Below are 25,330 nucleotides of genomic sequence, written 5' to 3' on the forward strand. Positions count from 1 at the left end.
CTATTCACACTCGTACCTATAAATCTCTTTACCATATCCTCTATCAATTAATAAAAGTTCATTTGGATATAGTGTCTTATGTTCCATTCCAACCTCATCCTCTGTTATAAACATTCCATCAATAATCATCCCAACTACTTGTGACTCTTTCGCTACAAATATAGATTTCGATCCTTTTTTCGCTATTAATGTTACAGATTGCACCGTCTTTCTTTCTGCTCGGAATGGAATGCCAAAATAGTGCTTCCACCATTTATTTTTAAGTAATTCTGGTTCGGATTGATACAGCCAATCTTTCGCTACTTCTTGATCCCATTCATAATATAATAATGCTTTTCGGTGAAATCTCGGACGAACAATCCATCCTAAAATAATAATTCCCACTATTAAAAGTAATAAAGTGATAGGAATTACAAATTTAAAAATGAGCGCATATTTCTCAAAAAATGGCGCATTTTCTATGTGAAGTACAATCTTTTCCTTTACTTCTTGTAATTTTGAATCATTAATCGTGATGGTAGCTTCTACGGTGCCTGTATCTGTAAAATTGAATGTGTCGGAGTAATAAGGTCGAGGATAAACGTAAATTTGATTATCATGTTGTTTTACTTCATAGTTGATTGATTGATTGGATGTGACACCAGTAGATTTTAATAGTTTCTTTACAGCCTCTTCTGTCATCGGTTTACCATCTAACTGTGGCTGTAAAATAAATGGTTTACTATTTTCCAAATTTGTTACCTTTTCTTCATAACCTTTTGTAACAGTTTGAAGTGTTAATTTCGGTTTTACGGATGTATCAATTTTGAATTCTTTCGTCTGCCTATAAAATCCCTTTATGTTCATATGAACTTTTCCACGTACTAACTCTTTGCCAACTTTTGTTTCATAATAAAACACATGTCTTTTATCATCCCACTTCATCGGATACTGCTTTCCGTCTATTTCTACTTCTGCTTCAAAATAAGAAATTTGAATTGGTAGCTCCGTAGGTTTTGCTTCAATAACAGCCGTTACTCCTTCGTACATTTTCTCAACATTTTTTCTATCTTTATCATCTTTGTCATACGTAGAAACAGTATAATTGAGCGCTGGTTCAACAAGTACTTGTAATCCTTCTTTCTCAATATCTTGATCCACTTCTATCGTATATGTCCCTGGCTTAATCACTTCCTGATTCGCTGTACTTACATGTACTATATTTCCGAATAATTTAGCTTCTCCTGGTGCATGTATGGAAAAAGAAGACTGCATTTGTAACGGTTTAGAAATTTGCATAACTTTATAATTGGACAAAGACGATGATTGTCGTACAAGCGTCATACGCTTTAATGGGAACGGTGTTGTAATCTCTACTTTTTTCCCTACTACTTTCGTTTTTACAATCGATTCAACTGAGGAAAATGGATCACGATTGGCAACTAATGCTGCCACTTGATTTACACTTTTTACAATGCCGTCCTCACCGCTAGACGGCATGACAACTCCATTCATTTCTTTTTTCCAAATCTCTTTAAACGTATTTAACTGCTCTTTTTCTTGCTGCCCTAAATCCTCTTCCATCGTGATTAAGACTGGGTGTAAAGAAATCTTTTTAGAATCCATTTCTTTCTTAAACTGTGCTAGCTTCTGCGTAATTTGTTCTTTTCCGCCAACCTTATCTTTCTCCAAATCATTAAATGCCCCGTCAGTTAATACAATAAGCCAAAATTCACGTTTTCCATCTATATCTGCTTCCTTTTTTATAGATTGCATCGCCGTTTCTACTGCGCTAAATGGAGTATTTAAATATGTTTTCCACGCGCCGATCCCATCAATTTCTGTTTGCCTTCGATCCTTTGTTAACGAAATGTTTAACGGATCATTTGGTTTACTCATTGGAACGTAAGAAAATTTATCTTTCTCATCTAATAGCGCAACTAAACTTTGCAAAGCGTAATTGGCATACTTCCAGCGATCGTTATTTCTCATGCTGCCCGAATCATCATATACAAGTGAAACGACCCTTTCCTTTGCCTCCTCTCCTTTTGCAAAAGCTGAAAAAGGTAAACATATAAATAGAAACAACATGAACGTGGCACAAATTCGAATTTTCATGATGAGGCTTCGCCACCTTTGTAGACAAATTCCTATGTTTAAATTTATGAGAGGAAACAAGATATATGACTTGTATTTTAGGACAACAGTTCACAACAATCACATTATGTAAACAAAAATAAAATACTCCATATTTTATTTCGAGTTTTTTCCTTATTATATATCTGCAATATCCCCTAGCTTTCATACTTTTCCCGCTATAAATTCCACCATTAAAGTTTGATTTTCTTTTCAATACAAAAAATAAAGAGCACGCTATAATTAGCGCACTCTTTATTTCTTCACATACACTTCAACAATCGGATTTTCCTTCTGATCTGCATGTAAACGTATATTCTCTTCACTTGTATTGTAAATACTAGCTAACAGCATAACAGTTAGTAAGTTAGGTATCTTCGCATCGCTTCCGTATTTTATTTCAAGCGCCTCCTTATATTCAAAATCTAAATCTCCTTGCACATATGTATACACTTCAAAACCATCCTTCAAATTACATATGACCGTATCAATAATATCCGCCCCTACTTGTTTCTTTATTTCCCCCCGCAATGCTTCAATAAATTCTTCCCAAGGAACTTCGTACGTTTGAAATTGGTCTGTAGATTTCATTTCATTTCCTCCTCACTATATATCCTTTTCATATATTTCCCCTTTCCTATAACAATTATGATAGATAGGTCATTCATACAAGCCGCACTTGTCCCGCTTACATATCGTATTACTGTAATGGGAAGGAGGAAAGAACATGCATAGACAAAAATGTTATGATACATGCCAACGTTATTTCGGAAAAGTAGTTCGAATTGAAGATCGTGACGGTCGCATCCATTTAGGTAAAATAGTAGACGTGACAAATGATTCTGTTTGGATCGAACCGGTAAAAGGGCGTTCATCTTTTGATACAGGATTTGGATACTATGACTCATATTCAAACGGTGGATGTGATATTTGCGGTGGTCTTAGTAGATGTGACAGCTGTGGCTTCGGATGTGGCGGTAGCTGGGGCGGCGGCGGCTGTGACCGTGGTTGTGACCGTGGTTGTGGCGGCGGCTGGGGTGGCGGCTGGGGCGTTGAACTCGGATTTGGTTTCATTTTTGGAATTACTTTAGCTGCATTATTTTTCATCTAACATAGTAAAGAGTTGACTATCTTTAGCCAACTCTCTTTTCTATTTTTCACATATAAAAATACGATGCCCTAAAATATGTTGATACATAAGTAGTACTTGTTCATGCTGTACCCACGCCTCATACAGCTCTTCTGGAATAAATGATGATACATTCCACTCTGGCTCCTCCATATGTCCTGCAACTGTTTGTGCAATAGTTCCGCCACCAGCAATTGTGATTTTTTTGAAATTTGCCATTTTAAATAAATGAACCCACTCATTCTCAGTTAATAATTCTTTCATGCCATATAATTGTACGATTTTTTCTTCCTCATTTTTCTCAATATGACTTTCAATAATCATTTCAATGACAACAAGCTTTCCATCCTTCTGTAATACACGATAACATTCCGAAATAACCTTTTCTTTATTTGTAAAAGCGAGTATAGATTCTCCAAGTACAAGCTCAAATGAATCATTTAAACACGGTAATCCTTCTACATCGCCTTGAATCAATTGTATATTTAAACCATCAAACAACCATCTATCTTTCGCTTTTTGAATCATAATTTCATTCTTTTCAACCGCTGTCACTTTATAACCCAATTCTTTTGTCATATACGCCGCTGTTTTCCCCGTGCCGCAACCTATCTCAAGAACATTTGCTCCGTGTCTAAGTGGCAATTGAGATAGCAATTGTTTTGTTAACGTAAAACCACCAGGATGGGCACTCCCTATTCCGTAATAAGCTAGAAAATCGATGTATGTGTTTCGTTTCATGAAATTCTCCCTTTTTTATTTTATATATTCCAGGAAGGGAGAAAAGTGCATAAAAAAAAGGGCGCATCGCGCGCCCTCTCTCTTACTTATCTTCAGAAATATATGCCCATTTGTAGCTATAATCTCCACCAACTGGGTGATGAATAATACCTTTTACTTTCGGTCTTTGAATAAGGGCATCACCACGTTGATATAACGGTGCAATTGCTGCATCTTCAAGTAGCATTTTCTCAGCTTTTAGTAAGCTATCCCAACGCTCTTTCGTTTTCGTTAATAGCTCGCCTTTACCTTTTTCTACAATTTCATCATATTTCGGATTTGAGTATCCAGTTTGGTTATGAGGTCCATTTGTAACGAACATATCAATGAATGTCATTGGATCTAAGTAGTCAGGTCCCCAACCAGCGTAAGATAAATCATAATCTAGATCTGATTCTAATTTTAATTTTTGTTTAAACGGTTGATTTTTCAAATTCACTGTTAATCCTGGTAAGTTCTTCTCAAGCTCTCCTTTTAAGAACTCCCCTACTTTTTTCGCATTATCGCTATCATAGTTTAATAGCTCTACAGTTACTTGCTCTTTTCCAAGTTCTTTTTTCGCTTTTTCCCAATGCTCTTTTGCTTTTTTCACATCTGTTTTTAAAATATCTCCATTTTCTTTACGGAAGTCTTTTCCATCTGGACTCTTCGCAAATTCTTTTGGCACTAAGTAATCTGCAGGTGTAGATCCGTCATTTAAAATAACATTCGTTAAACCTTTTTTATCATATGCCATCGCAATCGCTAAACGTAAATCTTTACTCTTTAACACTGTATCTTGGCCACCACGTTTTTGGTTTAAACGTAAGAAGTACGTTGACGGTGTTTTTTGTGTAAAGAAGTCTGGATTTGATTTATATTTGTCAACCATTTCAGATGCAAGTGCAGCACGATCGATTTGTCCACTTTCATATAAGTTTACACGTGTACCACTATCTTTTACTACGTTAAAGTTGATTTCTTCTAACTTAACTGTTTTATTATCCCAGTATTGTGCATTTTTCTTTAACTTCCAACCTTCTTCATGTTTCCAGTCTGTTAATGTAAATGGTCCGTTGTATAACGTTGTATCTGATTCTAAACCGTATTTTTCTCCTTTTTCTTTTACAAATTTTTCATTTAACGGATAGAATGTTCCGAATGAAGTTAATTCTACAAAGTAAGGAACTGGATTTTCTAATTCTACCTCTAATGTGTAATCATCTACAGCTTTTACACCTAACGTATCAAGTGGTGCTTTCCCATCATTAATTGCTTTTGCGTTCTTTAAATCAAACATAATGTATGCATATTCCGCTGCTGTATTTTTATCTACCGCACGTTGCCAAGCAAACACGAAATCTTTCGCTGTTACAGGGTCTCCATTTGACCATTTCGCATTTTTATTTAATGTGAATGTATATTTTTTACCATCATCACTCTTTTTATATGATTCAGCAACCCCTGGTGCTGCTTTATTATCTTTATCAAGTCGATATAAACCTTCCATTACGTTGTTTAAAGCAAGAAACGATACTTGGTCTGTCGCTTTTGCTGAATCCATAGATGGAATCTCTTGAGTTTCTGTTAAATTAAGTACTTGCTTTGCAGCTAATTTTCCGCCTTCTTTTTCGCCACTTTTCGGCGTTGTGCTTGCCTTCTCTTTATCCCCTGATCCAGAGCAAGCTGTTAATGCCATACTCATTACTAGAACTGGTGCTACAACAGCTGTTAATTTTGTCATCTTTTTTCTCTTCATTTTTTTGTACCCTCCCCAATTATATGTACGATATTAACATTTAGAGATTCTCTATTAACTTTCGTTATCAGAAAATTCTTATTAATTAATATTCTACTGTTTTTTCGAGTTTTGTAAAGTATTTTTGTAAATTTTCTAAATATTTATTTTTTTATGATAGTAACTTGTTATTTTACTATTACTACTATATGAATTATCCCCCATCTACTATATGTAAACATCCCCATCCTTATTCTTCTCTATTGCTAATTTCTATATTTTCCTTATTCATATGAAATCTTTTACTATCATTTATCTTTCCAACCGTTGAATTTTATTCTAATATCCTACAGTAAACTTTAAAATGTGTCCTCAACGTTTCTCAAAAATTCAATAAGCCTTATCCTCCTTATACTAAAAAAAGCATTTCAAAAGCATATTAACCACTTTTGAAATGCTTTCATATTATTTCTTTCCGCCATCCTCAGTTACATACGCCCACTTAAAGCTATATTCTGGACTGATGTTGTGTTTCACAATTCCTTTGACATTCGGTTTCATTACATATGATCTTCCTGTTTGATATAAAGGAACTAATCCAGCATCTTCTTCAAGGAATAATTTTTCTGCTTTTCCTAACGCTTCCCAACGTTTCTTCGGATCAGACAGTAATTCATTACCTGCTTTTTGTACCATTTCATCGTATTTCGGGTTTGAATAACTCATTTGGTTATATGGGCTCTTCGATTCAAACATATCAATAAACGTCATTGGATCCGCATAGTCTGGACTCCAACCTGCATAAGAAATTTCATAGTCTTGTGCTGATTCTAATTTTAATTTTTGTTTGAATGGTTGAATTTTCGTGTTAATTGTTACACCTTTTAAATTCTTCTCAATTTGATCTTTTACATAATCAGCAATCTTTTTCGCAGTTCCATCATCATAGCTTAGTAATTCGATTGTAACTTGATCTTTTCCAAGTTCTTTTTTCGCTTCTTCCCAAGCAGCTACGCCTTTTTTCAGATCGTATTTCAGACCATTTTTAAATGTATCTTGATAATCTTTTCCATCCGGTCCTGCCGCAAGCCCTTTTGGAACCAATTGATCTGTTGCTTTTGATCCATTATTTAAAATAACGTTTGCTAAACCTTTTTTATCAACTGATAATGCAATTGCTTCACGAAGCTTTTTGCTCTTTAACGGTGTATCTTGTCCGTTACGCTTTTGATTTAAACGTAAGAAGAATGTACTTGATTCTGCATACTCACCGTATTCATCTTTATTCGATTTATATTTATCTACAAACTCTCCTGATAGTAGTGTGAAATCAATTGATCCTGTATCATATAAATTTACTTTCGTAGCAACTTCTTTTACTACACTATAATTAATTTCTTCTAATTTCACAGTCTTATTATCCCAATATTTGTCATTTTTCTTCAACTGCCATCCTTGTTCATGTTTCCATGAGGACATAACGAATGGCCCGTTATACACCGTTGTATCTGCTTCTAAACCAAACTTATCTCCTTTTTCTTTTACAAACTTTTCATTTAATGGATAGTATGACGGGAATGCTAATAAATTTAAGAAGTACGGTACCGGTTTTTCTAATTCTACTTCTAGCGTGTAATCATCTACCGCCTTCGCTCCTAATTCTGTTGCAGGTTTTTCTCCTTTATTAATCGCTTCTGCATTTTTTATATAGTAAGCAATAAATGCATATTCTGCAGCTGTATTTTTATCAAGTAAGCGCTGCCATCCGAACACGAAATCTTTTGCTGTTACAGGATCTCCATTTGACCATTTCGCATCTTTACGCAGTTTAAACGTATATTTTTTACCATCTTCGCTTTTCGTACTAGATTCTGCAGCAGCCGGAATAGGCTTATTATCTTTATCAAGACGATATAACCCTTCCATCGTGTTCCCTAAAATTTGTGCCCCTAAAGTATCAGTAGATTTAGAAGTGTCCATCGTCGGAATTTCTTGGTTTTCCGTACGATTTAATACTTGCTTCGCTGCATATTTAATATCAGATTTTTTTTCTTCCCCACTATTAGATGTAGTAGTCGTTTTCTTTTCCCCACCTGATCCAGAGCATGCTGTCAATGCAACACTCATCGCTAAAACCGGCACTACAACCGCTGTTAACTTTTTCATCTTTTTTCTCTTCATTTTTATACCCTCCCTAATTATATGTACATTACCAACCCTTGAGAGACCCCTTGTTAATGATTTACTTTTCAGAAAATTATAACTAATGTTATTCTACTCTTTTTTTCGCATTTGTAAATAGTTTTATTTTAAATATTCTGATTTTTATCTTCATAATTTAGTATGATTTATCCCCCATCTACTATATGTACATACTATACGCCTTGTTCTTCTCTATTTAACTGAACTAAAAATTAGTATTTTTAGCTCACTAAAAAAAGCATTTCAAAGTAGCTAAGCTACTTTAAAATGCTTTTTTAACTCTATTATTTTTCAGTCACGTATGCCCACTTAAAGCTAAATTCTGGACTGATATTATGTTTTACTACACCTTTTACATTTGGTTGTAAAACATAAGAATCTCCACGTTGATATAAAGGTACAATCGCTACATCTTCTTCAAGTAATGTTTTTTCAGCTTTTCCTAACTCTTCCCAACGTTTCTTTGCATCGCTCATTAATTCCGTTCCAGCTTTTTTCACCATGCCGTCATATTTAGGGTCAGAGAAGCTCATTTGGTTATGAGAATGTCCAGTCTCAAACATATCTAAGAACGTCATTGGATCTGCATAATCTGGATTCCAACCACCGTATGAAATATCATATTGTTGCTCAGATTCTAATTTTAGTTTTTGCTTAAATGGTTGAAGTTTAATGTTAACTGTTACACCTTTTAAGTTCTTCTCAATTTGGTCCTTAATATATTCTCCAACTTTTTTCGCATTACCAGTATCATAGTTTAAGAATTCAATTGTAACTTGGTCTTTACCTAGCTCTTTTTTCGCTTCTTCCCAAGCTGCAGCAGCTTTTTTAGCATTTGGTTTTAAACCATTTTTAAAAGTTTCTTGGAAGTCTTTACCGTCTGGTCCAGTTGCTAAACCTTTTGGTACTAAGAAGTCAGCTTCTTTTGATCCATCATTTAAAATTACGTTTGCTAAATTCTTTTTATCAACTGATAGTGCAATTGCTTCACGTAGCTTTTTACTCTTTAATGGTGTATCTTGTCCATCACGTTTTTGGTTCATACGAATGAAATACGTACTCACTTGTGAATATGTTCCGAATTCATCTTTCTTATTTCTATATTTATCTACGAACTCTCCAGTTAATAAAGCAAAGTCAACTTGACCGCTATCATATAAATTGATAAGAGTTGCTGGTTCTTTAACAACACTGAAGTTAACTTCTTCAAGTTTTACAGTCTTTTTATCCCAATATTGATCATTTTTCTTTAATTGCCATCCTTGTTCATGCTTCCAATCTTTAAGAACGAACGGTCCATTATAAACTGTTGTATCAGACTCTATACCGAACTTCTCCCCTTTTTCTTTTACGAATTTTTCATTTAATGGGTAGTACGATGGGAATGCTACTAAGTTTAAGAAGTACGGTACCGCTTGCTCTAATTCAACTTCAAGCGTAAGATCATCTACCGCTTTCACTCCTAATTCAGCTACAGGTTTTTCACCTTTATTAACCACTTCTGCATTTTTAATTGGGAATGCGATAAATGCATACTCAGCAGCTGTTTTTGGATCTAATAGACGTTGCCAAGCATATACGAAATCTTTCGCCGTTACTGGATCTCCATTTGACCATTTTGCATCTTTACGTAGTTTAAATGTATATTTTTTACCATCTTCACTTTTCGTGCTAGATTCTGCTGCAGCTGGAATAGGCTTATTATTTTTATCAAGACGATATAATCCTTCCATCGTATTCCCTAGCATTTGTGAAGATACTGTATCTGTTGATTTAGAAGAATCCATCGTTGGAATCTCTTGGTTTACTGTTCGATTCAACACTTGTTTTGCCGCTAATTTTCCCTCTGACTTGCTATCTCCACTTGAGTTTGTGCTTGTCTTTTTATCTCCGCCTGATGTAGAACATGCTGTTAGTGCCATGCTCATTGCTAAAACCGGTACTACAACTGCCGTTAGTTTTTTCATTTTTTTCTTTTTCATTTTTTGTACCCTCCCTAATTCTAAACGATATCTAATCAAGAATTTTCTGATAATTCTGTTTTTCTTTATATATTTATCAGACGATTCTTACTAATTCTTATTCTACTAATTTTTTAAAATTTGTAAAGTATTATTATTAAAAATTTTTAAAAAATTATTTTCTTACAGTAATATTCATAAAAATTCCATATAATGTTCAAATTCTATTTCTCATTCATATAAATGTACCATTTTAATAGTCTTTATTATATTTACACATTAAATCTCTGTGAATTATTGTTAATAAATAATGTATATTTTTAGAAACTCTTTTCCTACAAAAATAAAAAAAGTCAGCAAGGCTGACTTTTTTTATCCGGCCATTTTCTCTTTTTTCATTTCATCTAACACTCTCGTATACTTCTCATCATTGAATTCATTTTCGCTTTTTGCCACAACTACAGTCGCTACACCGTTACCAATTAAATTTACAATCGCTCTTGCTTCTGACATGAAACGATCTACACCCAATAAAAGTGCTAACCCTTCTAACGGGATAACATTCATCGCAGATAAAGTAGATGCTAGTACAATAAATCCCCCGCCCGTTACTGCTGCTGCTCCTTTCGATGTAACTAATAAAATAGCTATTATAGTTAATTGTTGACCTAGTGAAAGATCGACGTGAAAGACTTGAGCTAAAAATATAGTAGCCATTGATAAATAAATCGTTGTTCCATCTAAGTTAAAAGAATAGCCTGTTGGAATGACTAAACCTACTACCGGCTTCGAACACCCGAAGTCTTCCATCTTTGTCATCATTCGCGGCAGTACTGATTCTGATGATGATGTCCCCAAAACAATAAGTAATTCTTCTTTAATATGCGCCAAATATTTCCACAAACTAAATTTATACAGTTTACAAATAAAATTTAAAACAATAAAAACAAATAATGCCATTGTCGCATATACGCAAATCATCAATTTACCAAGTGGAATAAGTGTACTTAAACCATATTTACCAATTGTAAACGCCATTCCACCGAATGCTCCAACCGGTGCTAATTTCATTACAATTGATAAAATGTTAAAAAATACTTTCGATAATCTTTCAAAAAAGTCGATAACAGGTTGTCCATTTTTCCCTAGCATCGTTAACCCTGCACCAAATAAAATGGAGAAGAATAACACTTGTAATATATCACCTTTTGCAAATGCCTCAAACATATTAGAAGGCACGATATGTAAAAAGAAGTCCATCCATTGCATTTCTTGCCCGCTTTGTACATATTGTGAAACATCTCCGCCCTTTAACTTTGAAGGATCTAATCCATCTCCAGGACGTACGACATTCGCTACGATAATACCAATGACAAGAGCAAAAGTTGTAACAATCTCAAAATATAATAACGCTTTCCCACCAACTCGTCCTACCTTTTTCATACTTCCCATACTTGCAATACCAAGCACAATTGTTAAAAAGATGATTGGTGCAATGACCATTTTTATCATATTAATGAACGTCTCACCAATTGGCTTCATTTGTTGTCCAACACTAGGCCAAATCGCTCCTACTGCAATACCACAAATAATTGCCACAATAACTTGGAATGTTAAATTCTTTACAATTTTCATTTTTAATACTCCCCTGTTTCTTTCATTTCTCCCATACTATTTCTATCGATGACAATCATTTATTATATATGATAGCCCCCTTGCTATTTAACTTGAACCCCTTTATTATGTTACACTATTATGTATAATTTTTAAATAGTATATAATAATTAAATATAAAAGTTATACTGTTAAACAAAAAAGCCCACTAATTAAGTGGACTTTCTACTTTACAACGGCAAATCTCTCTTCCTAAACACTACAATTGCTAATATAAAAATACATAGTGCTCCAACAGTTAAGCATAAGCTTACTGGCCATATATTATATGTTCCTTCAACAATTTCTTTCGGACGAAACAATGTAAATAAAGATATATTTCTCATCCATTCTAACTTATCACTTAATTTACCTACCATATCTAATACAAAAAATAAGATAGTTAAACTTGCTGAATAACTTAGTGCCTTTCTTTCGTCATTACATATACAAGAAAAGAAAAATGAATAAGCACTAACTACTAAAAATATTAGGCCTCCGACTACATTTATTTTTAAAAATAATTCTTTATTTAAATTATTATCTTTTAAAAACCATTCTGCACCTAATATACCAGCTACATAAGTAACAATTACAATAATTAATAGTCCCAATATGAGAACGGTAGCTTGCGTAATTGCAATTTTCACCCTGGATACAGGTGTTGCTAATAAATATGCCATCGCTCCTTTATCTACATGACGAGCAATTAAATGCGTTGCAACCGTGACGCAAAAAATTGTTAAAATGATAATAAACAATAGGCTATAATATTCACCAGCTAAAAAATCCATTACGTTTTGAATTGGACTCTCCATTCCAACGATTTTTTTTACACTATCAGGCATGCCACTTATTAATTCATTTAACCCTTTCGCTGAAACCATCGATGGGAATATCCAAATTAATAACCATAAATAAAGAGCTGCACCAGTAGCATAACTCAAAATACTTTTTTGCGTTTCTTTCAAACTAGCTAAAAATAATTGCTTATTCATGCTTTACCCCTTCTTCCTTATCGTAATAATGCATAAATAAATGTTCTAAATCCGTCGCTCTCGTTTGTAGTGCAGTTACATTATAGTTTGAAAGTATTTGTAAAACAGTTTGATAATTTCCTTGCACAATAATTGATGCTGTTTTCCCTTTCACAGCCTCGAATTGTAAATTTGATTGAGTAAGTGACTGTATTTCAGCTTGAGATGCTACTGTTACATCTATTACTTGTCTTCGCATTCCCTGTAAATCATGAATATCTTCAACCGTTACAAGACGACCATCTTTAATAATAGCTACTCTGTCACAAGTTCTCTCAATTTCAGTGAAAATATGCGACGACATAAGAATCGTTTTCCCTCTTTGCTTTTCCTCTAATATTAAATCTATAAACACTTGTTGCATAAGTGGATCGAGTCCTGATGTCGGTTCATCTAAAATTAGTACTTCTGGATCATGCATAAATGCAGCAACAATCCCTACTTTTTGTTTCATTCCTTTAGACATTTTTCGAATTGGTGTTTTCACATCGAATTGCAGACGCTCTATTAAATCATCACGTCTCTTCGTTTCCTTCAGCCCACGCATTCCTTGCATCAAATTTAAAAACTCTAATCCATTCATTCCTTCAATAAAAGAAATTTCTCCTGGTAAATAGCCAACTTCTCTTTGAATTTTCGCAGCATCTTCCCAACAATCTAATCCGAAAATTGTCGCTTTACCAGCTGTCGGTTTTATAAATCCCATTAAATTACGAATTGTTGTTGATTTCCCAGCACCATTTGGTCCTAAGTAGCCAAAAACTTCCCCTTTTTTCACTTCAAATGTAATATCAAACAAGCCTTTCCCATTTGAAAACTGTTTTGTGACATTTTGAACTGAAATCATAAGCCCACCTCATTTTTTGAAATATTTAATGTATGATATTTCAAAATTATTGTACTCCTCATCTTTCATATTCGCAACAACTTTTTGAAATATTCATATGTCCATATTTCAAAAATATTGTTTTCAATTATTTTTTCTTGTATATTTTAAATGAGGTGATTGCTTTGAACGGCTTTGAAAAAGTGAAAGAAAAAAAAAAACGTGCCATTAAAGATGCTGCCTTTAAATTATTTTCAGAACGTGGATTTAATGAAGTGAAAATAGAACATATTGCAAAGAAAGCAAACGTTTCTCAAGTTACAATTTATAATCATTTTGGAAGTAAAGATGCGTTATTTAGGGAGCTTATACAAGAATTTATAATATCTGAATTTCAATATTATAAAGATCTTGCAGAAGAAAACTTACCTTTTCATGATATGATGCAAAAAATGATTGTAAGAAAAATGAATACTGGCGGGTTATTTCAGCCTGATATGTTACTACAAATGATGCAAAGAGACGAAGCGCTCAGAGAATTTATTTATAGTTATCAAAATGAAAAAATCCTGCCTTGGTATTTAGAAATATTAGAACAAGCACAGCAAAAGAATGAAATTAATCCACACCTTTCAAAAGAAATGATGTTACTTTACATTCAAATGTTCACTAAGTTAGGTGATGATTTCGGGGTGCAACTTCTTGAAGGAGATCGAGAAAAACATATACAAGATATAGTCACTATGTTTTTTTACGGCCTTTCTGTTCCACAAAAATAAAAAAGACACGAAATTCGTGTCTTTTTTATTTTACAGGAATAACTCTACCCGTTTCACTACTTTCAATAGCTAATTGAATCACTTTAATAACATCTAAACCTTCTTCTGCTGTTACAGGTGGTTTCTCACCATTTACAATACTATCTCTTACACCTTTATAATACATTTCATAACAGCCGACTTCTGTCGGCATACATACTAATTCTTCTTCTGTTTCTATAGTAGCAAAATTCTCTTCAGAGTCTGCACCATAACCATTATCTCCTGGCTTCATTCCTTCTTTTAATTGTTCTTCCTGTGAATCCATACCATACTTCACAATAGAACCTTTATCTCCATGCAGTGTAAAATGTGGACCTGCTTGGTTTACGTAACTGCTACTATGTAAAATGACACGCTTTACTCCGTAATGAAGTACAACATGGAAGTAGTCATCAATTTCTGCACCTGGTCGTTGCTTTATTACATCAGCATTTATCGCATCTGGTTTCCCAAATAATGATAATGCTTGATCAATTAAATGTGAGCCTAAATCATATAAAATTCCCGATCCTGGTAAATTCTTTTCTCTCCAGCGATCACGTACATGTGGGCGGAAACGATCGAAATGCGCTTCATATGCGTATACATTCCCTATTCTTTTTTCTTCTAACAATTTCTTTATCGTTAAGAAATCATTATCAAAACGGCGATTGTGATACACACTTAAAACGACATTATGTTGCTTCGCTAATGAAATAAGTTCTTCTCCTTCTTCAATTGAAACAACGAATGGTTTTTCCACAACAACATGCTTACCATGTACAATCGCTTCTTTTACATATGGAGAATGAGTTGTATTCGGTGAAGTAATAACTACTAAGTCAATATCAGCACGATTTACTAATTCCTTAATTGTGCCAACAACTTCAGCATTTGGTAATGCTTGTTTCACTACTTCTTCTTTTGATGATAAAATAGCACGAATATCATATTCTTCTATCGTTTGTAATAACGGGATGTGAAATGTTGTACTAGAAAATCCAAATCCTACAATCCCTACACCTATTTTTTTCATGTTGCCCCTCCATTTATCCCGCTACTTGCGGGCAGTAAGACCCCTACCTCAAAATTCAGCGAAAGCAAAGAAGTTAGGTGAGGGCCTTACTGCCCGTAAAAGCCCAATTGGTTCAACTAATAATCAGTGGGGGATGAAGAAAACCCCCACTGATTAAAGTTTCACTTCATGAGAACGATTTCATTCCACTATTATAACAATATTATTTTTATATACATAATGATTTGCTTATAAAAAAGCATCTTGCTATGAATGATAGCAAGATGCTTCCTTTACTCCGTTCTTTTCTTCGTCCACGTTTCTACAACTTCACCAGTATCATTAACATCTAATACTAAACTACCGTTACTATACCGGTCTTTATTTCGATACGCTTTCGGATCAATCTCTTCTACAATGTGTTTCTCTGTCTTCATGTAAACTAGTTCATCGTCTCGAACAATTTCAATACCGACAATGCGGTACGGATTACGTTTTAACTCTTTGAAAATAACAAGACCTCGCTTCGCCCTCGTTGATTTCTCAATTTCTGATGCTTTTAGACGTTTTACAGCACCACGCTGCGTTACGAGAATAAGTTGATCTTTGTCACCATTTAATGGTTTACCAGAAGCGACATAGTCATCTTCTTTTAAATTAATTGCTTTCACACCAGCGGCTCTTACACCAACTGGACTTACTTCATCTTCATGGAAAATAAGTGCATATGCACCATGAGTTGCAAGAACAATATCACTCGTTCCATCTGTCGCAAATATATCAACAACTTCATCTTCTTTTTTCAAGTTTACAGCGACGAACGCTCTTGAATAACGTTGCACTTTATATTGGTTTAATTCGGTTTTCTTAATCATACCGTTTCGTGTAACAAATACGATAAATCGTTTTTCTTCTTCAAAATTCGGTACGACGGTCGCCCAGATAATCATTTCATCCCGCTCGAGTGAAACGAGATTCGCAACGTGTTGACCTAAATCTTTCCAACGGATTTCTGGCATTTCATATACAGGAAGATAAATATAATTTCCTTTGTTCGTAAATAAAAGAACGGTTTCTGTCGTGTTTGTATCGAAACGCTCAAGTAAGATGTCACCCTCTTTCATACCGAAGTCTTTCCCGTTCGATGCATTATGTGAACGCCAACCCGTTCGTTTCACATATCCTTCTTTCGTTACAGTAACGATGACATCTTCTTGCGGAATCATAACTTCCACATCGATTTTAATTTCCTCAATTTGTTCTTCAATAATAGCACGGCGATCATCACTATATGTTTTCTTTACTCTCTTCAAATCTGTTTTAATAACTTGAAGTAGTCTTTTTTCACTTTGTAAAATCGACTGTAACTCTATAATTTTCTTATTAAGCTCATCCGCTTCTTGTTCTAACGCCGTAATATCTGTATTCGTTAAACGATATAATTGCAGCGACACAATTGCTTCTGACTGTGCTTCTGTAAATCCAAATTTCGCACTTAAATTATCTTTCGCGTTACGCTTATCTTTAGAAGCACGGATCGTTTCAATCACTTCATCTAAAATCGATAATGCTTTCTTTAAACCTTCTACAATATGTTGACGATTTTCTGCTTTTCGTAATTCATATTGTGAGCGTCTTGTAACAACTTCTTTCTGATGCCCAATATATGCATCCAAAATCTTAGGTAATGTCATAAGTGTCGGACGACGATTATTTATCGCTACCATATTAAAGTTGTACGGAATTTGTAAATCTGTATTCTTATATAAATAATTTAAAATACCTTCAGCATTTACTTCTTTTTTTAATTCTACAACGATGCGAAGACCTGTACGATCTGTCTCATCACGCACTTCAGCAATTCCATCTAGCTTTTTATCTAGACGTAATTCATCCATTTTCTTAACAAGGTTTGCTTTATTTACTTCGTACGGAATTTCTGTAATAACGATTTGTTGCTTCCCACCACGAATCGTTTCAACTTCTGCTTTTCCGCGAATAATAATTTTACCTCTCCCTGTTTCGTACGCTTTTTTAATACCATCAATCCCTTGAATAATACCACCCGTTGGGAAATCTGGTCCTTTAATAACTGTTAATAAATCATCAACAGTACTATTCGGCTTATCAATACGCATCATCGTCGCATCAATTACTTCTCCAAGGTGATGCGGAGGAATTTCTGTTGCATAACCAGCTGAAATCCCTGTCGATCCGTTCACTAATAAGTTTGGGAACATTGCTGGTAATACAACTGGTTCTTCACTCGTATCATCGAAGTTTGACACAAATTCTACTGTTTCTTTATCAAGGTCACGTAATAACTCAGATGCAATTGGTGATAACCGTGCTTCTGTATAACGCATTGCCGCTGCTGGATCGCCATCAACACTACCATTATTACCATGCATTTCAACTAAAACATTACGTACTTTCCAAGTTTGACTTAAACGTACCATCGCCTCATATACAGAGGAATCACCGTGTGGATGGTAGTTACCAATAACATTACCTACTGTTTTAGCTGATTTACGAAACGCTTTATCATGTACATTTCCTTCTACATACATAGAATATAAAATACGTCTTTGTACCGGTTTTAAACCGTCACGCGCATCTGGAAGCGCGCGGTCTTGAATAATATATTTACTATAACGTGCAAAGCGATCACCTAACACGTCTTCAAGCGGGAGGTCATGAAACTTCTCTGCTTGCATGTTATTCCACCTCCGTCTCCATAATCATTTCATTTTCTAAAATATTTCCCTCTTCTTGCATACCAAATTGTACATTTCGTTCGATCCATTTACGGCGAGGTTCTACTTTATCACCCATCAATGTCGTAACTCGACGCTCAGCTCTTGATGCATCGTCAATTTTCACACGAATTAACGTACGTGTTTCAGGATTCATCGTTGTCTCCCATAATTGATCGGCATTCATTTCACCAAGTCCTTTATAGCGCTGCAACATATAGCCTTTACCGACCTTTTTTGTTACACCATCTAATTCTTCATCAGACCATGCATATTCAATTACTTCACTTTTCCCTTTTCCCTTACTTACTTTATATAAAGGTGGAAGTGCGATAAATACTTTACCAGCTTCAATAAGTGGCTTCATATAGCGGTAGAAGAACGTCAGTAGTAACACTTGAATATGTGCTCCATCCGTATCTGCATCGGTCATAATAACAACTTTATCATAGTTAATATCTTCAACAGCGAATTCATTCCCTACGCCACCGCCAATTGCGTAAATAATCGTATTGATCTCTTCATTCTTAAAAATATCAGCAAGCTTTGCTTTTTCTGTATTAATTACTTTACCACGTAATGGTAATACTGCTTGGAAACGTCGGTCTCGACCTTGTTTCGCTGAACCACCGGCAGAGTCACCCTCTACTAAGTACAGTTCATTTTTCTGTGGGTTACGTGATTGTGCAGGTGTTAACTTACCACTCAATGTACCTTCTGATTTCTTTTTCTTTTTACCAGTACGCGCTTCTTCTCTCGCTTTACGAGCAGCCTCACGCGCCTGCGCTGCTTTAACTGCCTTTCTCACAAGAAGTGTAGCAACATCCGGGTTTTCTTCTAAAAAGTAAGCTAAATGCTCAGATACAATTGCATCAATTGAAGAACGAGCTTCACTTGTACCTAGTTTCCCTTTCGTTTGCCCTTCAAACTGAAGTACTTCTTCTGGTACACGTACAGAAACGATAGCCGCTACACCTTCACGAATATCTGTACCTTCTAAGTTTTTATCTTTTTCTTTTAATAACGATACTTTACGAGCATACTCATTGAACACACGCGTCATTGCTGTTTTAAATCCAGCTTCGTGTGTTCCCCCATCTTTTGTACGTACGTTATTTACAAACGAAAGAATGTTTTCTGAATAGCCATCGTTAAACTGGAATGCTAACTCTGCTTCAATTCCGTTTTGTTCACCAGTGAAGTATACAACTGGATGAATCGAATCTTTCTCTTCGTTTAAGTATGAAACGAAAGCTTCAATTCCTGTTTCATAATGAAATACATCCTCTAAATCATTACGTTCATCTTTTATCGATATTTTCATTCCTTTTAATAAGAATGCAGATTCACGTAATCTCTCACATAATGTTTCATAATTGTAATTTGTTGTACTGAAAATAGTTGTATCTGGTTTAAAATGTATTGTTGTACCAGACTCTTTTGTCTTCCCGATTTTCTCTAACGTCGTTGCAGGAATACCACCATTTTCAAAGCGTTGTTCATAAATATTTCCGTCACGTTTAATCGTTACTACTAACCATTCTGACAAGGCATTTACAACTGATGCCCCAACACCGTGCAAACCACCACTTGTTTTATAGCCACCTTGACCAAACTTACCACCAGCATGAAGTACAGTTAAAATGACTTCAGGTGTTGGTTTCCCAAGTTTATGCATTCCCGTAGGCATTCCTCGCCCTTTATCAATAACACTAATACTATTATCTTTATGTATTACGACAGAAATTTCGTCGCCAAATCCCGCTAACGCTTCGTCAACGGAGTTATCTACTATTTCATATACTAAATGATGCAATCCACGGCTATCCGTACTCCCGATATACATACCCGGGCGTTTTCGAACGGCTTCAAGTCCTTCTAACACTTGAATTGCATCTTCATTATATTGGAACTGATGCTTCGCCAAACTCCTTGCCCCTTTCCTAATTAAATCAGAACATATGTTTCTATTATAGAATAACGCCTCGACTATAGTTTTGGCAAGTTATCTTATCTATTTTATATACCATTTTCAATAGAAAAATCCTTGTTTTTTCACAAGGATTCCTCTAGGCTACTATTTCAGAAAAATAATCGTTTGTCAACGAGAAATGGATATGTATTCCAATATTATACATTCCATACCTTTATCATGATCCAAATGATCAATATCCAAAACGGGATAACAAGTAACAATCCCCAAAAACAGCCTTTAAAAAATCTCATGATGAACACCTCGTCCATCGGCCCTACTTATGTATATTGTGAGGGCTGAATCAATCTTTTTATCTTTAAAGTCTATACTACTTTGTCATCGCATGCTCTACTTTAATACAACGATCCATTATTACAGTATAGCCTTTTTCTTGTAAAAGTTTATATGTATCTTCATCTTGTACTCCTAATTGTGCCCAAAAAACATCTGCATCAATCTCTACAAACTCTTTCCCAACATCCATTAAAAATTCTGAACGGCGGAATACGTTTACGATATCAACATGTTCTTTAATATCCTTTAGTGAAGGCACTGCCTTTTCTCCAAGTACTTCATCAACTGTTGGATTTACCGGTATAATGCGGTACCCCGCGTCTTGCATTGCTTTTGAAACCATATACGATGTACGTTCTGGTTTATCTGATAATCCAACAACTGCGATTGTTTTGCTTTTCTTCAATACTTCACCAATTTCCGTACGAGTTGGGTTTTCAATTGTCATAATTAATCCCTCCTATACCTTTAGTATATCCGATAAAGAAAGTCTCTTTCAACATGAAAGAGACTTTCTTTTATTCCGATTGATGTAAGCTAATAATCAGAAGGAAGAGAACTCTCCACTGGTTAAAGGTTACATTTATTGATTCTTTGTAGCTGAATTATCTGCTAATGTAGCTGTTTTCGTCATTTTTTGACCATTGCGATAGAATGTAACTTCTACTTTCTCGCCTACTTTTTTCTTTTCATATAAATATTTACGGAATTGAAGTGAATTTTCTACTTTTTGATCATCTAATGCTACTACAATATCATATTGCTCTAAACCAGCTTTTTCTGCTGGTGATACTGGATAAATTTTACCTAATACAACGCCATTTGTTACTTCTTTTGGCACTTTTAATTGATTTACTGCATAAGCTTGCACATCTTCTAATGAAACGACACCGACTCCTAGTGCTGGACGTTTCACCACTCCATCTTTTTCAAGTGATTCAATAACTGGTTTTGCGATGTTAATTGGAATTGCAAAACCAATACCCTCTACTGATTGCTGAGCTATTTTACTTGAGTTAATACCGATTACCTCACCGTTTTGGTTAAATAGTGCACCACCACTATTACCAGGGTTAATCGCTGCATCTGTTTGAATAACTTGTGCTTGCCAATCAGGACGTTTATCACCATCAATATCAACTGGAATTTCACGCTCTTTACTACTGATGATACCTTCCGTTACACTTCCATCAAATCCTAATGGATTACCGATTGCAATTGCTTTCTCACCCGCACGGATTTTACTGGAATCACCTAAACTTGCAACTTTATTCACATTAGATCCATCAATCTCTACAACAGCTAAGTCCAACCAAGGGTCCTTACCAACTAATTTTGCATCGACTTGCTTTCCATCGCTTAGTTTAACGGCAAGTTTATTTGCACCATCTACTACGTGGTTATTTGTTACGATATATGCTTTATTTCCTGCCTTTTTATAAATAACACCTGAGCCTGTACCAGCTGTTTGTTCTTGGCCTGTCGGCTGCATCGCAAATGGATCAGCACTTTGTTGCATATTAATCACACCAACAACAACATCCTTCGCGCCCTCGATCATTCCCGGTAAATCAGTTTCATTTTTCGCTTTATTTACAACTGGAACTACAGTTCCTTCTACTTGTTTATTAGAATTGAATGACGAAACAGCTGCACCATTATTTTGCACCCATGGCATGTACGGTGCTGCAAAACTAATCGAAACTGCCCCGACTACAGCTCCAACTAAACCTGTGAAAAAATATCCTTTTTTACTACCTGATTTTTTCATTTCTCTCGTTTCACTATGCTCTTCATTTAAATTCGGTCCGTCGTAATATCCCATGTTTTATTTCCCCTCTCTGGTGAACTCGTACTTTCAGTATAGTCACTTTTTGTGTCCTTCTTGTGAACTCATCGTGAAATCCAATTAAAAAAATACTCCTATCTATCATTATAGACAAGAAAAGTATTTTTTGTACATTCCACCTACAAAGGAGAGTATAAATTTGCTATATCCCGAAGCTAAAGTGCATAGTAACTTAAAGGTTATTCTTCAAATTTATAACCCACTCGAATGACAGTACCGATATGCTTCGCTCTATCTCCTAGCTTATTTCGCAGTTTTTTAATATGTGTATCAACCGTTCGATCATCGCCGTAGTAGTCATATCCCCATAACTGATCTAATAAATGTTGACGCGACAACACAATTCCTTTGTTCTCCATTAAATAAACAAGAAGCTCAAACTCCTTATGTGTCAATATAATTTCTTCTCCCTCTACTAAAACTGTTCTAGATAGTCGATTCACTTCTATTCCAGCTAAAGACATAGCATTTTCTTCAGTTACTCCTACCGCACCATCCGCACGTTTCAATAATGTCTTTGCTCGAGCTACTAACACTTTCGGACTAAAAGGTTTTGTTACATACTCATCTGCACCTAATTCGAACCCTAGTAATGTATCATCCTCATCTGAACGTGCTGTCAACATAATGATTGGTACTGCTGATTCTTTTCTAATTCGTCTACAAACAGACCATCCATCTATTTCTGGTAACATAATATCTAACATAATTAAATCAATTTCATGCTCTGCAAATAATTCTAACGCTTTTTTTCCGTCTTCTGCTTCGATTACTTCAAAGCCTTCATTACGAAAATAATCACTAACGATTTCACGTAATCTTCTTTCATCTTCAACAAGTAATACTGTTTTATTCATATAATCTATCCCGCCTTTTTACTCTTTCAATCGAATAATACGTTGATTGGAGCTTCCGCGAAATGGAAGTGTTAAATCTTTTTTCTCGATTTCAAATCTTCCATCGACTAAAACATCCCCATAATGTAACAACTCTATCATATCATTATTTTGAGAACTCTGTATCTCTTCTAACGTATAACCTGTATACATCCATAGATTTTTTTTCAAACCTTTCACAACTTTTGCTACTTTTTTCACTTCAGCAGCTTGGAAGAATGGATCTCCACCTGAAAATGTTACATCAGTTAATGGATTACTTGCAATCTCTTTCACAATCTCTTCTACCGTCATTTCAGTTCCGTTGCAAACATTCCAAGATGCCGGATTATGGCACCCGAAACAACGATGCGGACAGCCCGCAAAAAACACGACTGTCCGCAATCCTTCTCCATCTACTACACTATCATGAATGATGTTCATAACTTTCATTTATGCTTCACCCGATCCATCTCTTCACTACGTTTCGCACTATTCCACTTCGACATATCTCCTACAAGATAGCCCGTTATACGGCGAATTCTTTCTATATTAGCTTCATCTTCATTTCCACAGCTTGGACATTCATTCCCAATAACTCCATGATAACTACAGCACTTACAACGATCAACTGGATGATTAATTGAACCGTAGCCAACGCCATTCTCTGCCATCGCTTGCACAATTTGCTTTAATGCCTTTTTGTTATGCATAGCTGCTCCGTCTAGTTCAATATACGTAATATGTCCCCCGTTACATAGGGCATGGAAAGGTCCCTCTAAACGAATTTTTTTTATAGCTTGAATGTTATAGTAAACTGGGATATGGAATGAATTCGTATAATAATTATGGTTCGTTATACCGCTAATCACACCAAATTCCTCCCTATCTTTTTTCACAAACTTCCCTGATAGCCCTTCGGCAGGAGTTGCAATTACTGAGAAGTTCAGTTCATGTTCTTCTGTCGCTTTATCCATTCTATCTCTCATAAAGGAAATGATTTCATACCCGAGTTTCCATGATTCTTCATCTTCTCCGTGATGCTTTCCTCTTAAAGCTACTAAACATTCCGCAAGACCGATAAAACCAAGACTTAACGTCCCTTGTTTTAAAATGGATGCTACAGAATCTTCAGGCTGTAACTTTTCTCCACCGCGCCATACACCTTGTGAATATAAAAATCGAAAATCTCTCGCTCGCTTCGTACATTGATACTCAAATCTCTCTAATAATTGCTTAATTCCTAAATCTAAATAATAATTTAACGCTTCAAAGAACGCTTCTTTTGAACCACTAATTAACGCTAATTTCACTAAGTTTATAGACGTAAATGATAAATTCCCTCTTCCAATCGCTGTTTCTTCTCCATGTATATTAGACATAACACGAGTACGACATCCCATGTAACATACTTCACTTTCCGGTCGGCCATCATAATGCACTGCATTAAATGGCGCATCTAAAAATGAAAAGTTAGGGAATAATCGTTCAGCCGTTGTCTCTAACGCTAATTCAAATAAATCATAGTTCGAATCACATTCTTCAAAGTTCACACCTTTTTTCATTTTAAAAATTTGAATAGGAAAAATTGGTGTTTCCCCTTTACCAAGACCCGCTTGTGTCGCTTTTAAAAGCTGTCTAACCAATAACCGTCCCTCTTTTGATGTGTCTGTTCCATAGTTAATAGAAATAAACGGTACTTGTCCCCCGCCCCTACTGTGCATACTATTTGAATTGTGAATAAACGCTTCACACGCCTGATACGTATCATTTTCTGTTTCTTTCCATGCAAATTCTTCTATCTGTTCTTTTGTAAGCGGATATGACTGTAATCGTTTCTTATGTCTCGCTACTGTTTTTCTCACATATGGAGCTAAATCAATATCAAAGAGTGCAAACGATTGACCACCGTGCTGCATATTTTGATTCGCTTGAAAAATAATAGACGAAAGAGCCAATGCACTTTTAATGTCTTGCGGTTGTCTCATATGTCCATGTCCGGTATGAAAACCGTTAGCAAGCATTTGTGCTAACGGAATTTGCGAACAAGTCGTCGTTCCTGTCGCATAAAAATCCAAATCATGTGGATATAATATATTTTGATCTATCGCTTTTTTCACTTGATCTGATAGTAAATTTGCTACAGCATAATACTTTGCGCTCTCAGATGCGAACGTTCCCATCACTCCCATTGGAGATCGGCCATCTACATTTGCATTTTCCTGCATTAAATCTTGTTCATTACCGTGGATAATTGTCTCAAATACTTTCATTAATTCTTCTCCACGTACATTTTGTTTCAACATTCATAACCCTCCACCAACATGTTGTTGTCTTTTGATTAAA

The 25,330-nt window shown here is 35.2% G+C and carries 19 protein-coding genes; 2 read left to right on the forward strand and 17 right to left on the reverse strand.

All coding sequences use genetic code 11. The features are described from left to right. Complete coding sequence (locus tag ACP6L7_RS14285) at nucleotides 1-2,097, reverse strand: vWA domain-containing protein (protein ID WP_097832753.1); 2,097 nt, start codon at nucleotides 2,095-2,097, stop codon at nucleotides 1-3. A gap of 273 nt (nucleotides 2,098-2,370) precedes the next feature. After that, entirely contained in the window at nucleotides 2,371-2,706 is a 336-nt protein-coding gene (locus ACP6L7_RS14290; protein WP_430529288.1) for a hypothetical protein, read from the reverse strand. A gap of 136 nt (nucleotides 2,707-2,842) precedes the next feature. Here ACP6L7_RS14290 and ACP6L7_RS14295 point away from each other — a divergent pair, with 136 nt between their 5' ends. After that, entirely contained in the window at nucleotides 2,843-3,226 is a 384-nt protein-coding gene (locus tag ACP6L7_RS14295) for a hypothetical protein (RefSeq protein WP_098519720.1), read from the forward strand. Between the two features lie 39 nt (nucleotides 3,227-3,265). Here the strand turns inward: ACP6L7_RS14295 and ACP6L7_RS14300 are convergent, their stop codons facing one another. The 7 genes from ACP6L7_RS14300 to ACP6L7_RS14330 all read right to left on the reverse strand — a co-directional run bounded on the left by ACP6L7_RS14300 (nucleotide 3,266) and on the right by ACP6L7_RS14330 (nucleotide 13,441). Continuing rightward, the gene (locus ACP6L7_RS14300) at nucleotides 3,266-3,985 is read right to left on the reverse strand and encodes a class I SAM-dependent methyltransferase (RefSeq protein WP_097829046.1); all 720 of its coding nucleotides are present in this window, start codon (nucleotides 3,983-3,985) and stop codon (nucleotides 3,266-3,268) included. A gap of 82 nt (nucleotides 3,986-4,067) precedes the next feature. After that, the gene (locus tag ACP6L7_RS14305) at nucleotides 4,068-5,762 is read right to left on the reverse strand and encodes a peptide ABC transporter substrate-binding protein (protein ID WP_097829047.1); all 1,695 of its coding nucleotides are present in this window, start codon (nucleotides 5,760-5,762) and stop codon (nucleotides 4,068-4,070) included. Between the two features lie 444 nt (nucleotides 5,763-6,206). Beyond that, entirely contained in the window at nucleotides 6,207-7,922 is a 1,716-nt protein-coding gene (locus tag ACP6L7_RS14310; RefSeq protein WP_141533561.1) for a peptide ABC transporter substrate-binding protein, read from the reverse strand. 305 nt (nucleotides 7,923-8,227) lie between these two features. Continuing rightward, nucleotides 8,228-9,925 (reverse strand): peptide ABC transporter substrate-binding protein, encoded by a 1,698-nt coding sequence (locus ACP6L7_RS14315; RefSeq protein ID WP_097829048.1) that lies wholly within the window; start codon nucleotides 9,923-9,925, stop codon nucleotides 8,228-8,230. Nucleotides 9,926-10,276: 351 nt separating this feature from the next. Continuing rightward, a complete protein-coding gene (locus ACP6L7_RS14320) occupies nucleotides 10,277-11,539 on the reverse strand; it encodes a dicarboxylate/amino acid:cation symporter (RefSeq protein WP_097829049.1) in 1,263 nt (420 codons plus the stop codon). Nucleotides 11,540-11,748: 209 nt separating this feature from the next. Then, complete coding sequence (locus ACP6L7_RS14325; protein ID WP_097829050.1) at nucleotides 11,749-12,555, reverse strand: DUF2705 family protein; 807 nt, start codon at nucleotides 12,553-12,555, stop codon at nucleotides 11,749-11,751. Further along, nucleotides 12,548-13,441, reverse strand: a complete 894-nt coding sequence (locus tag ACP6L7_RS14330; protein WP_097829051.1) for an ABC transporter ATP-binding protein — start codon at nucleotides 13,439-13,441, stop codon at nucleotides 12,548-12,550. The genes ACP6L7_RS14325 and ACP6L7_RS14330 overlap by 8 nt, the downstream gene beginning before the upstream one ends. Before the next feature lie 164 nt (nucleotides 13,442-13,605). Here ACP6L7_RS14330 and ACP6L7_RS14335 point away from each other — a divergent pair, with 164 nt between their 5' ends. Next, the gene (locus ACP6L7_RS14335; protein WP_097829052.1) at nucleotides 13,606-14,199 is read left to right on the forward strand and encodes a TetR/AcrR family transcriptional regulator; all 594 of its coding nucleotides are present in this window, start codon (nucleotides 13,606-13,608) and stop codon (nucleotides 14,197-14,199) included. 25 nt (nucleotides 14,200-14,224) lie between these two features. On the opposite strand, the gene ACP6L7_RS14340 is transcribed toward ACP6L7_RS14335, so the two are convergent. From ACP6L7_RS14340 to ACP6L7_RS14375, 8 genes are all read right to left on the reverse strand, one after another. After that, nucleotides 14,225-15,256, reverse strand: coding sequence for an oxidoreductase (locus tag ACP6L7_RS14340; protein WP_097829053.1), 1,032 nt, complete (start codon nucleotides 15,254-15,256; stop codon nucleotides 14,225-14,227). Nucleotides 15,257-15,528: 272 nt separating this feature from the next. Further along, entirely contained in the window at nucleotides 15,529-17,952 is a 2,424-nt protein-coding gene (gene parC, locus ACP6L7_RS14345; protein ID WP_097829054.1) for a DNA topoisomerase IV subunit A, read from the reverse strand. Nucleotide 17,953: 1 nt separating this feature from the next. Continuing rightward, nucleotides 17,954-19,918, reverse strand: a complete 1,965-nt coding sequence (gene parE, locus ACP6L7_RS14350; RefSeq protein WP_001062190.1) for a DNA topoisomerase IV subunit B — start codon at nucleotides 19,916-19,918, stop codon at nucleotides 17,954-17,956. A gap of 376 nt (nucleotides 19,919-20,294) precedes the next feature. Continuing rightward, nucleotides 20,295-20,708 carry a CoA-binding protein gene (locus ACP6L7_RS14355; RefSeq protein ID WP_097829055.1) on the reverse strand — a complete coding sequence of 138 codons (414 nt, stop codon included), beginning with the start codon at nucleotides 20,706-20,708 and terminating at the stop codon, nucleotides 20,295-20,297. Between the two features lie 135 nt (nucleotides 20,709-20,843). After that, complete coding sequence (locus ACP6L7_RS14360) at nucleotides 20,844-22,085, reverse strand: S1C family serine protease (RefSeq protein WP_097829056.1); 1,242 nt, start codon at nucleotides 22,083-22,085, stop codon at nucleotides 20,844-20,846. Nucleotides 22,086-22,288: 203 nt separating this feature from the next. Next, nucleotides 22,289-22,966 (reverse strand): response regulator transcription factor, encoded by a 678-nt coding sequence (locus ACP6L7_RS14365; protein ID WP_097829057.1) that lies wholly within the window; start codon nucleotides 22,964-22,966, stop codon nucleotides 22,289-22,291. An 18-nt stretch (nucleotides 22,967-22,984) separates the two neighbouring features. Beyond that, on the reverse strand, nucleotides 22,985-23,437 hold the full coding sequence (nrdG, locus tag ACP6L7_RS14370; protein WP_097829058.1) for an anaerobic ribonucleoside-triphosphate reductase activating protein: 453 nt from the start codon (nucleotides 23,435-23,437) through the stop codon (nucleotides 22,985-22,987). Beyond that, nucleotides 23,434-25,290, reverse strand: a complete 1,857-nt coding sequence (locus ACP6L7_RS14375) for an anaerobic ribonucleoside triphosphate reductase (RefSeq protein WP_097829059.1) — start codon at nucleotides 25,288-25,290, stop codon at nucleotides 23,434-23,436. The genes nrdG and ACP6L7_RS14375 overlap by 4 nt, the downstream gene beginning before the upstream one ends. Between the last annotated feature and the right edge of the window lie 40 nt (nucleotides 25,291-25,330).

The organism is Bacillus silvicola (assembly GCF_050524305.1).
GTDB lineage: Bacteria > Bacillota > Bacilli > Bacillales > Bacillaceae_G > Bacillus_A > Bacillus_A cereus_AT.

What these genes read in the sequence shown, in the direction of transcription:
- ACP6L7_RS14285 (WP_097832753.1), bottom strand. Translation starts at nt 2,097, where the DNA reads ATGAAAATTCGAATTTGTGCCACGTTCATGTTGTTTCTATTTATATGT.
- ACP6L7_RS14290 (WP_430529288.1), bottom strand. Translation starts at nt 2,706, where the DNA reads ATGAAATCTACAGACCAATTTCAAACGTACGAAGTTCCTTGGGAAGAA.
- ACP6L7_RS14295 (WP_098519720.1), top strand. Translation starts at nt 2,843, where the DNA reads ATGCATAGACAAAAATGTTATGATACATGCCAACGTTATTTCGGAAAA.
- ACP6L7_RS14300 (WP_097829046.1), bottom strand. Translation starts at nt 3,985, where the DNA reads ATGAAACGAAACACATACATCGATTTTCTAGCTTATTACGGAATAGGG.
- ACP6L7_RS14305 (WP_097829047.1), bottom strand. Translation starts at nt 5,762, where the DNA reads ATGAAGAGAAAAAAGATGACAAAATTAACAGCTGTTGTAGCACCAGTT.
- ACP6L7_RS14310 (WP_141533561.1), bottom strand. Translation starts at nt 7,922, where the DNA reads ATGAAGAGAAAAAAGATGAAAAAGTTAACAGCGGTTGTAGTGCCGGTT.
- ACP6L7_RS14315 (WP_097829048.1), bottom strand. Translation starts at nt 9,925, where the DNA reads ATGAAAAAGAAAAAAATGAAAAAACTAACGGCAGTTGTAGTACCGGTT.
- ACP6L7_RS14320 (WP_097829049.1), bottom strand. Translation starts at nt 11,539, where the DNA reads ATGAAAATTGTAAAGAATTTAACATTCCAAGTTATTGTGGCAATTATT.
- ACP6L7_RS14325 (WP_097829050.1), bottom strand. Translation starts at nt 12,555, where the DNA reads ATGAATAAGCAATTATTTTTAGCTAGTTTGAAAGAAACGCAAAAAAGT.
- ACP6L7_RS14330 (WP_097829051.1), bottom strand. Translation starts at nt 13,441, where the DNA reads ATGATTTCAGTTCAAAATGTCACAAAACAGTTTTCAAATGGGAAAGGC.
- ACP6L7_RS14340 (WP_097829053.1), bottom strand. Translation starts at nt 15,256, where the DNA reads ATGAAAAAAATAGGTGTAGGGATTGTAGGATTTGGATTTTCTAGTACA.
- parC (WP_097829054.1), bottom strand. Translation starts at nt 17,952, where the DNA reads ATGCAAGCAGAGAAGTTTCATGACCTCCCGCTTGAAGACGTGTTAGGT.
- ACP6L7_RS14355 (WP_097829055.1), bottom strand. Translation starts at nt 20,708, where the DNA reads ATGACAATTGAAAACCCAACTCGTACGGAAATTGGTGAAGTATTGAAG.
- ACP6L7_RS14360 (WP_097829056.1), bottom strand. Translation starts at nt 22,085, where the DNA reads ATGGGATATTACGACGGACCGAATTTAAATGAAGAGCATAGTGAAACG.
- ACP6L7_RS14365 (WP_097829057.1), bottom strand. Translation starts at nt 22,966, where the DNA reads ATGAATAAAACAGTATTACTTGTTGAAGATGAAAGAAGATTACGTGAA.
- nrdG (WP_097829058.1), bottom strand. Translation starts at nt 23,437, where the DNA reads ATGAAAGTTATGAACATCATTCATGATAGTGTAGTAGATGGAGAAGGA.
- ACP6L7_RS14375 (WP_097829059.1), bottom strand. Translation starts at nt 25,290, where the DNA reads ATGTTGAAACAAAATGTACGTGGAGAAGAATTAATGAAAGTATTTGAG.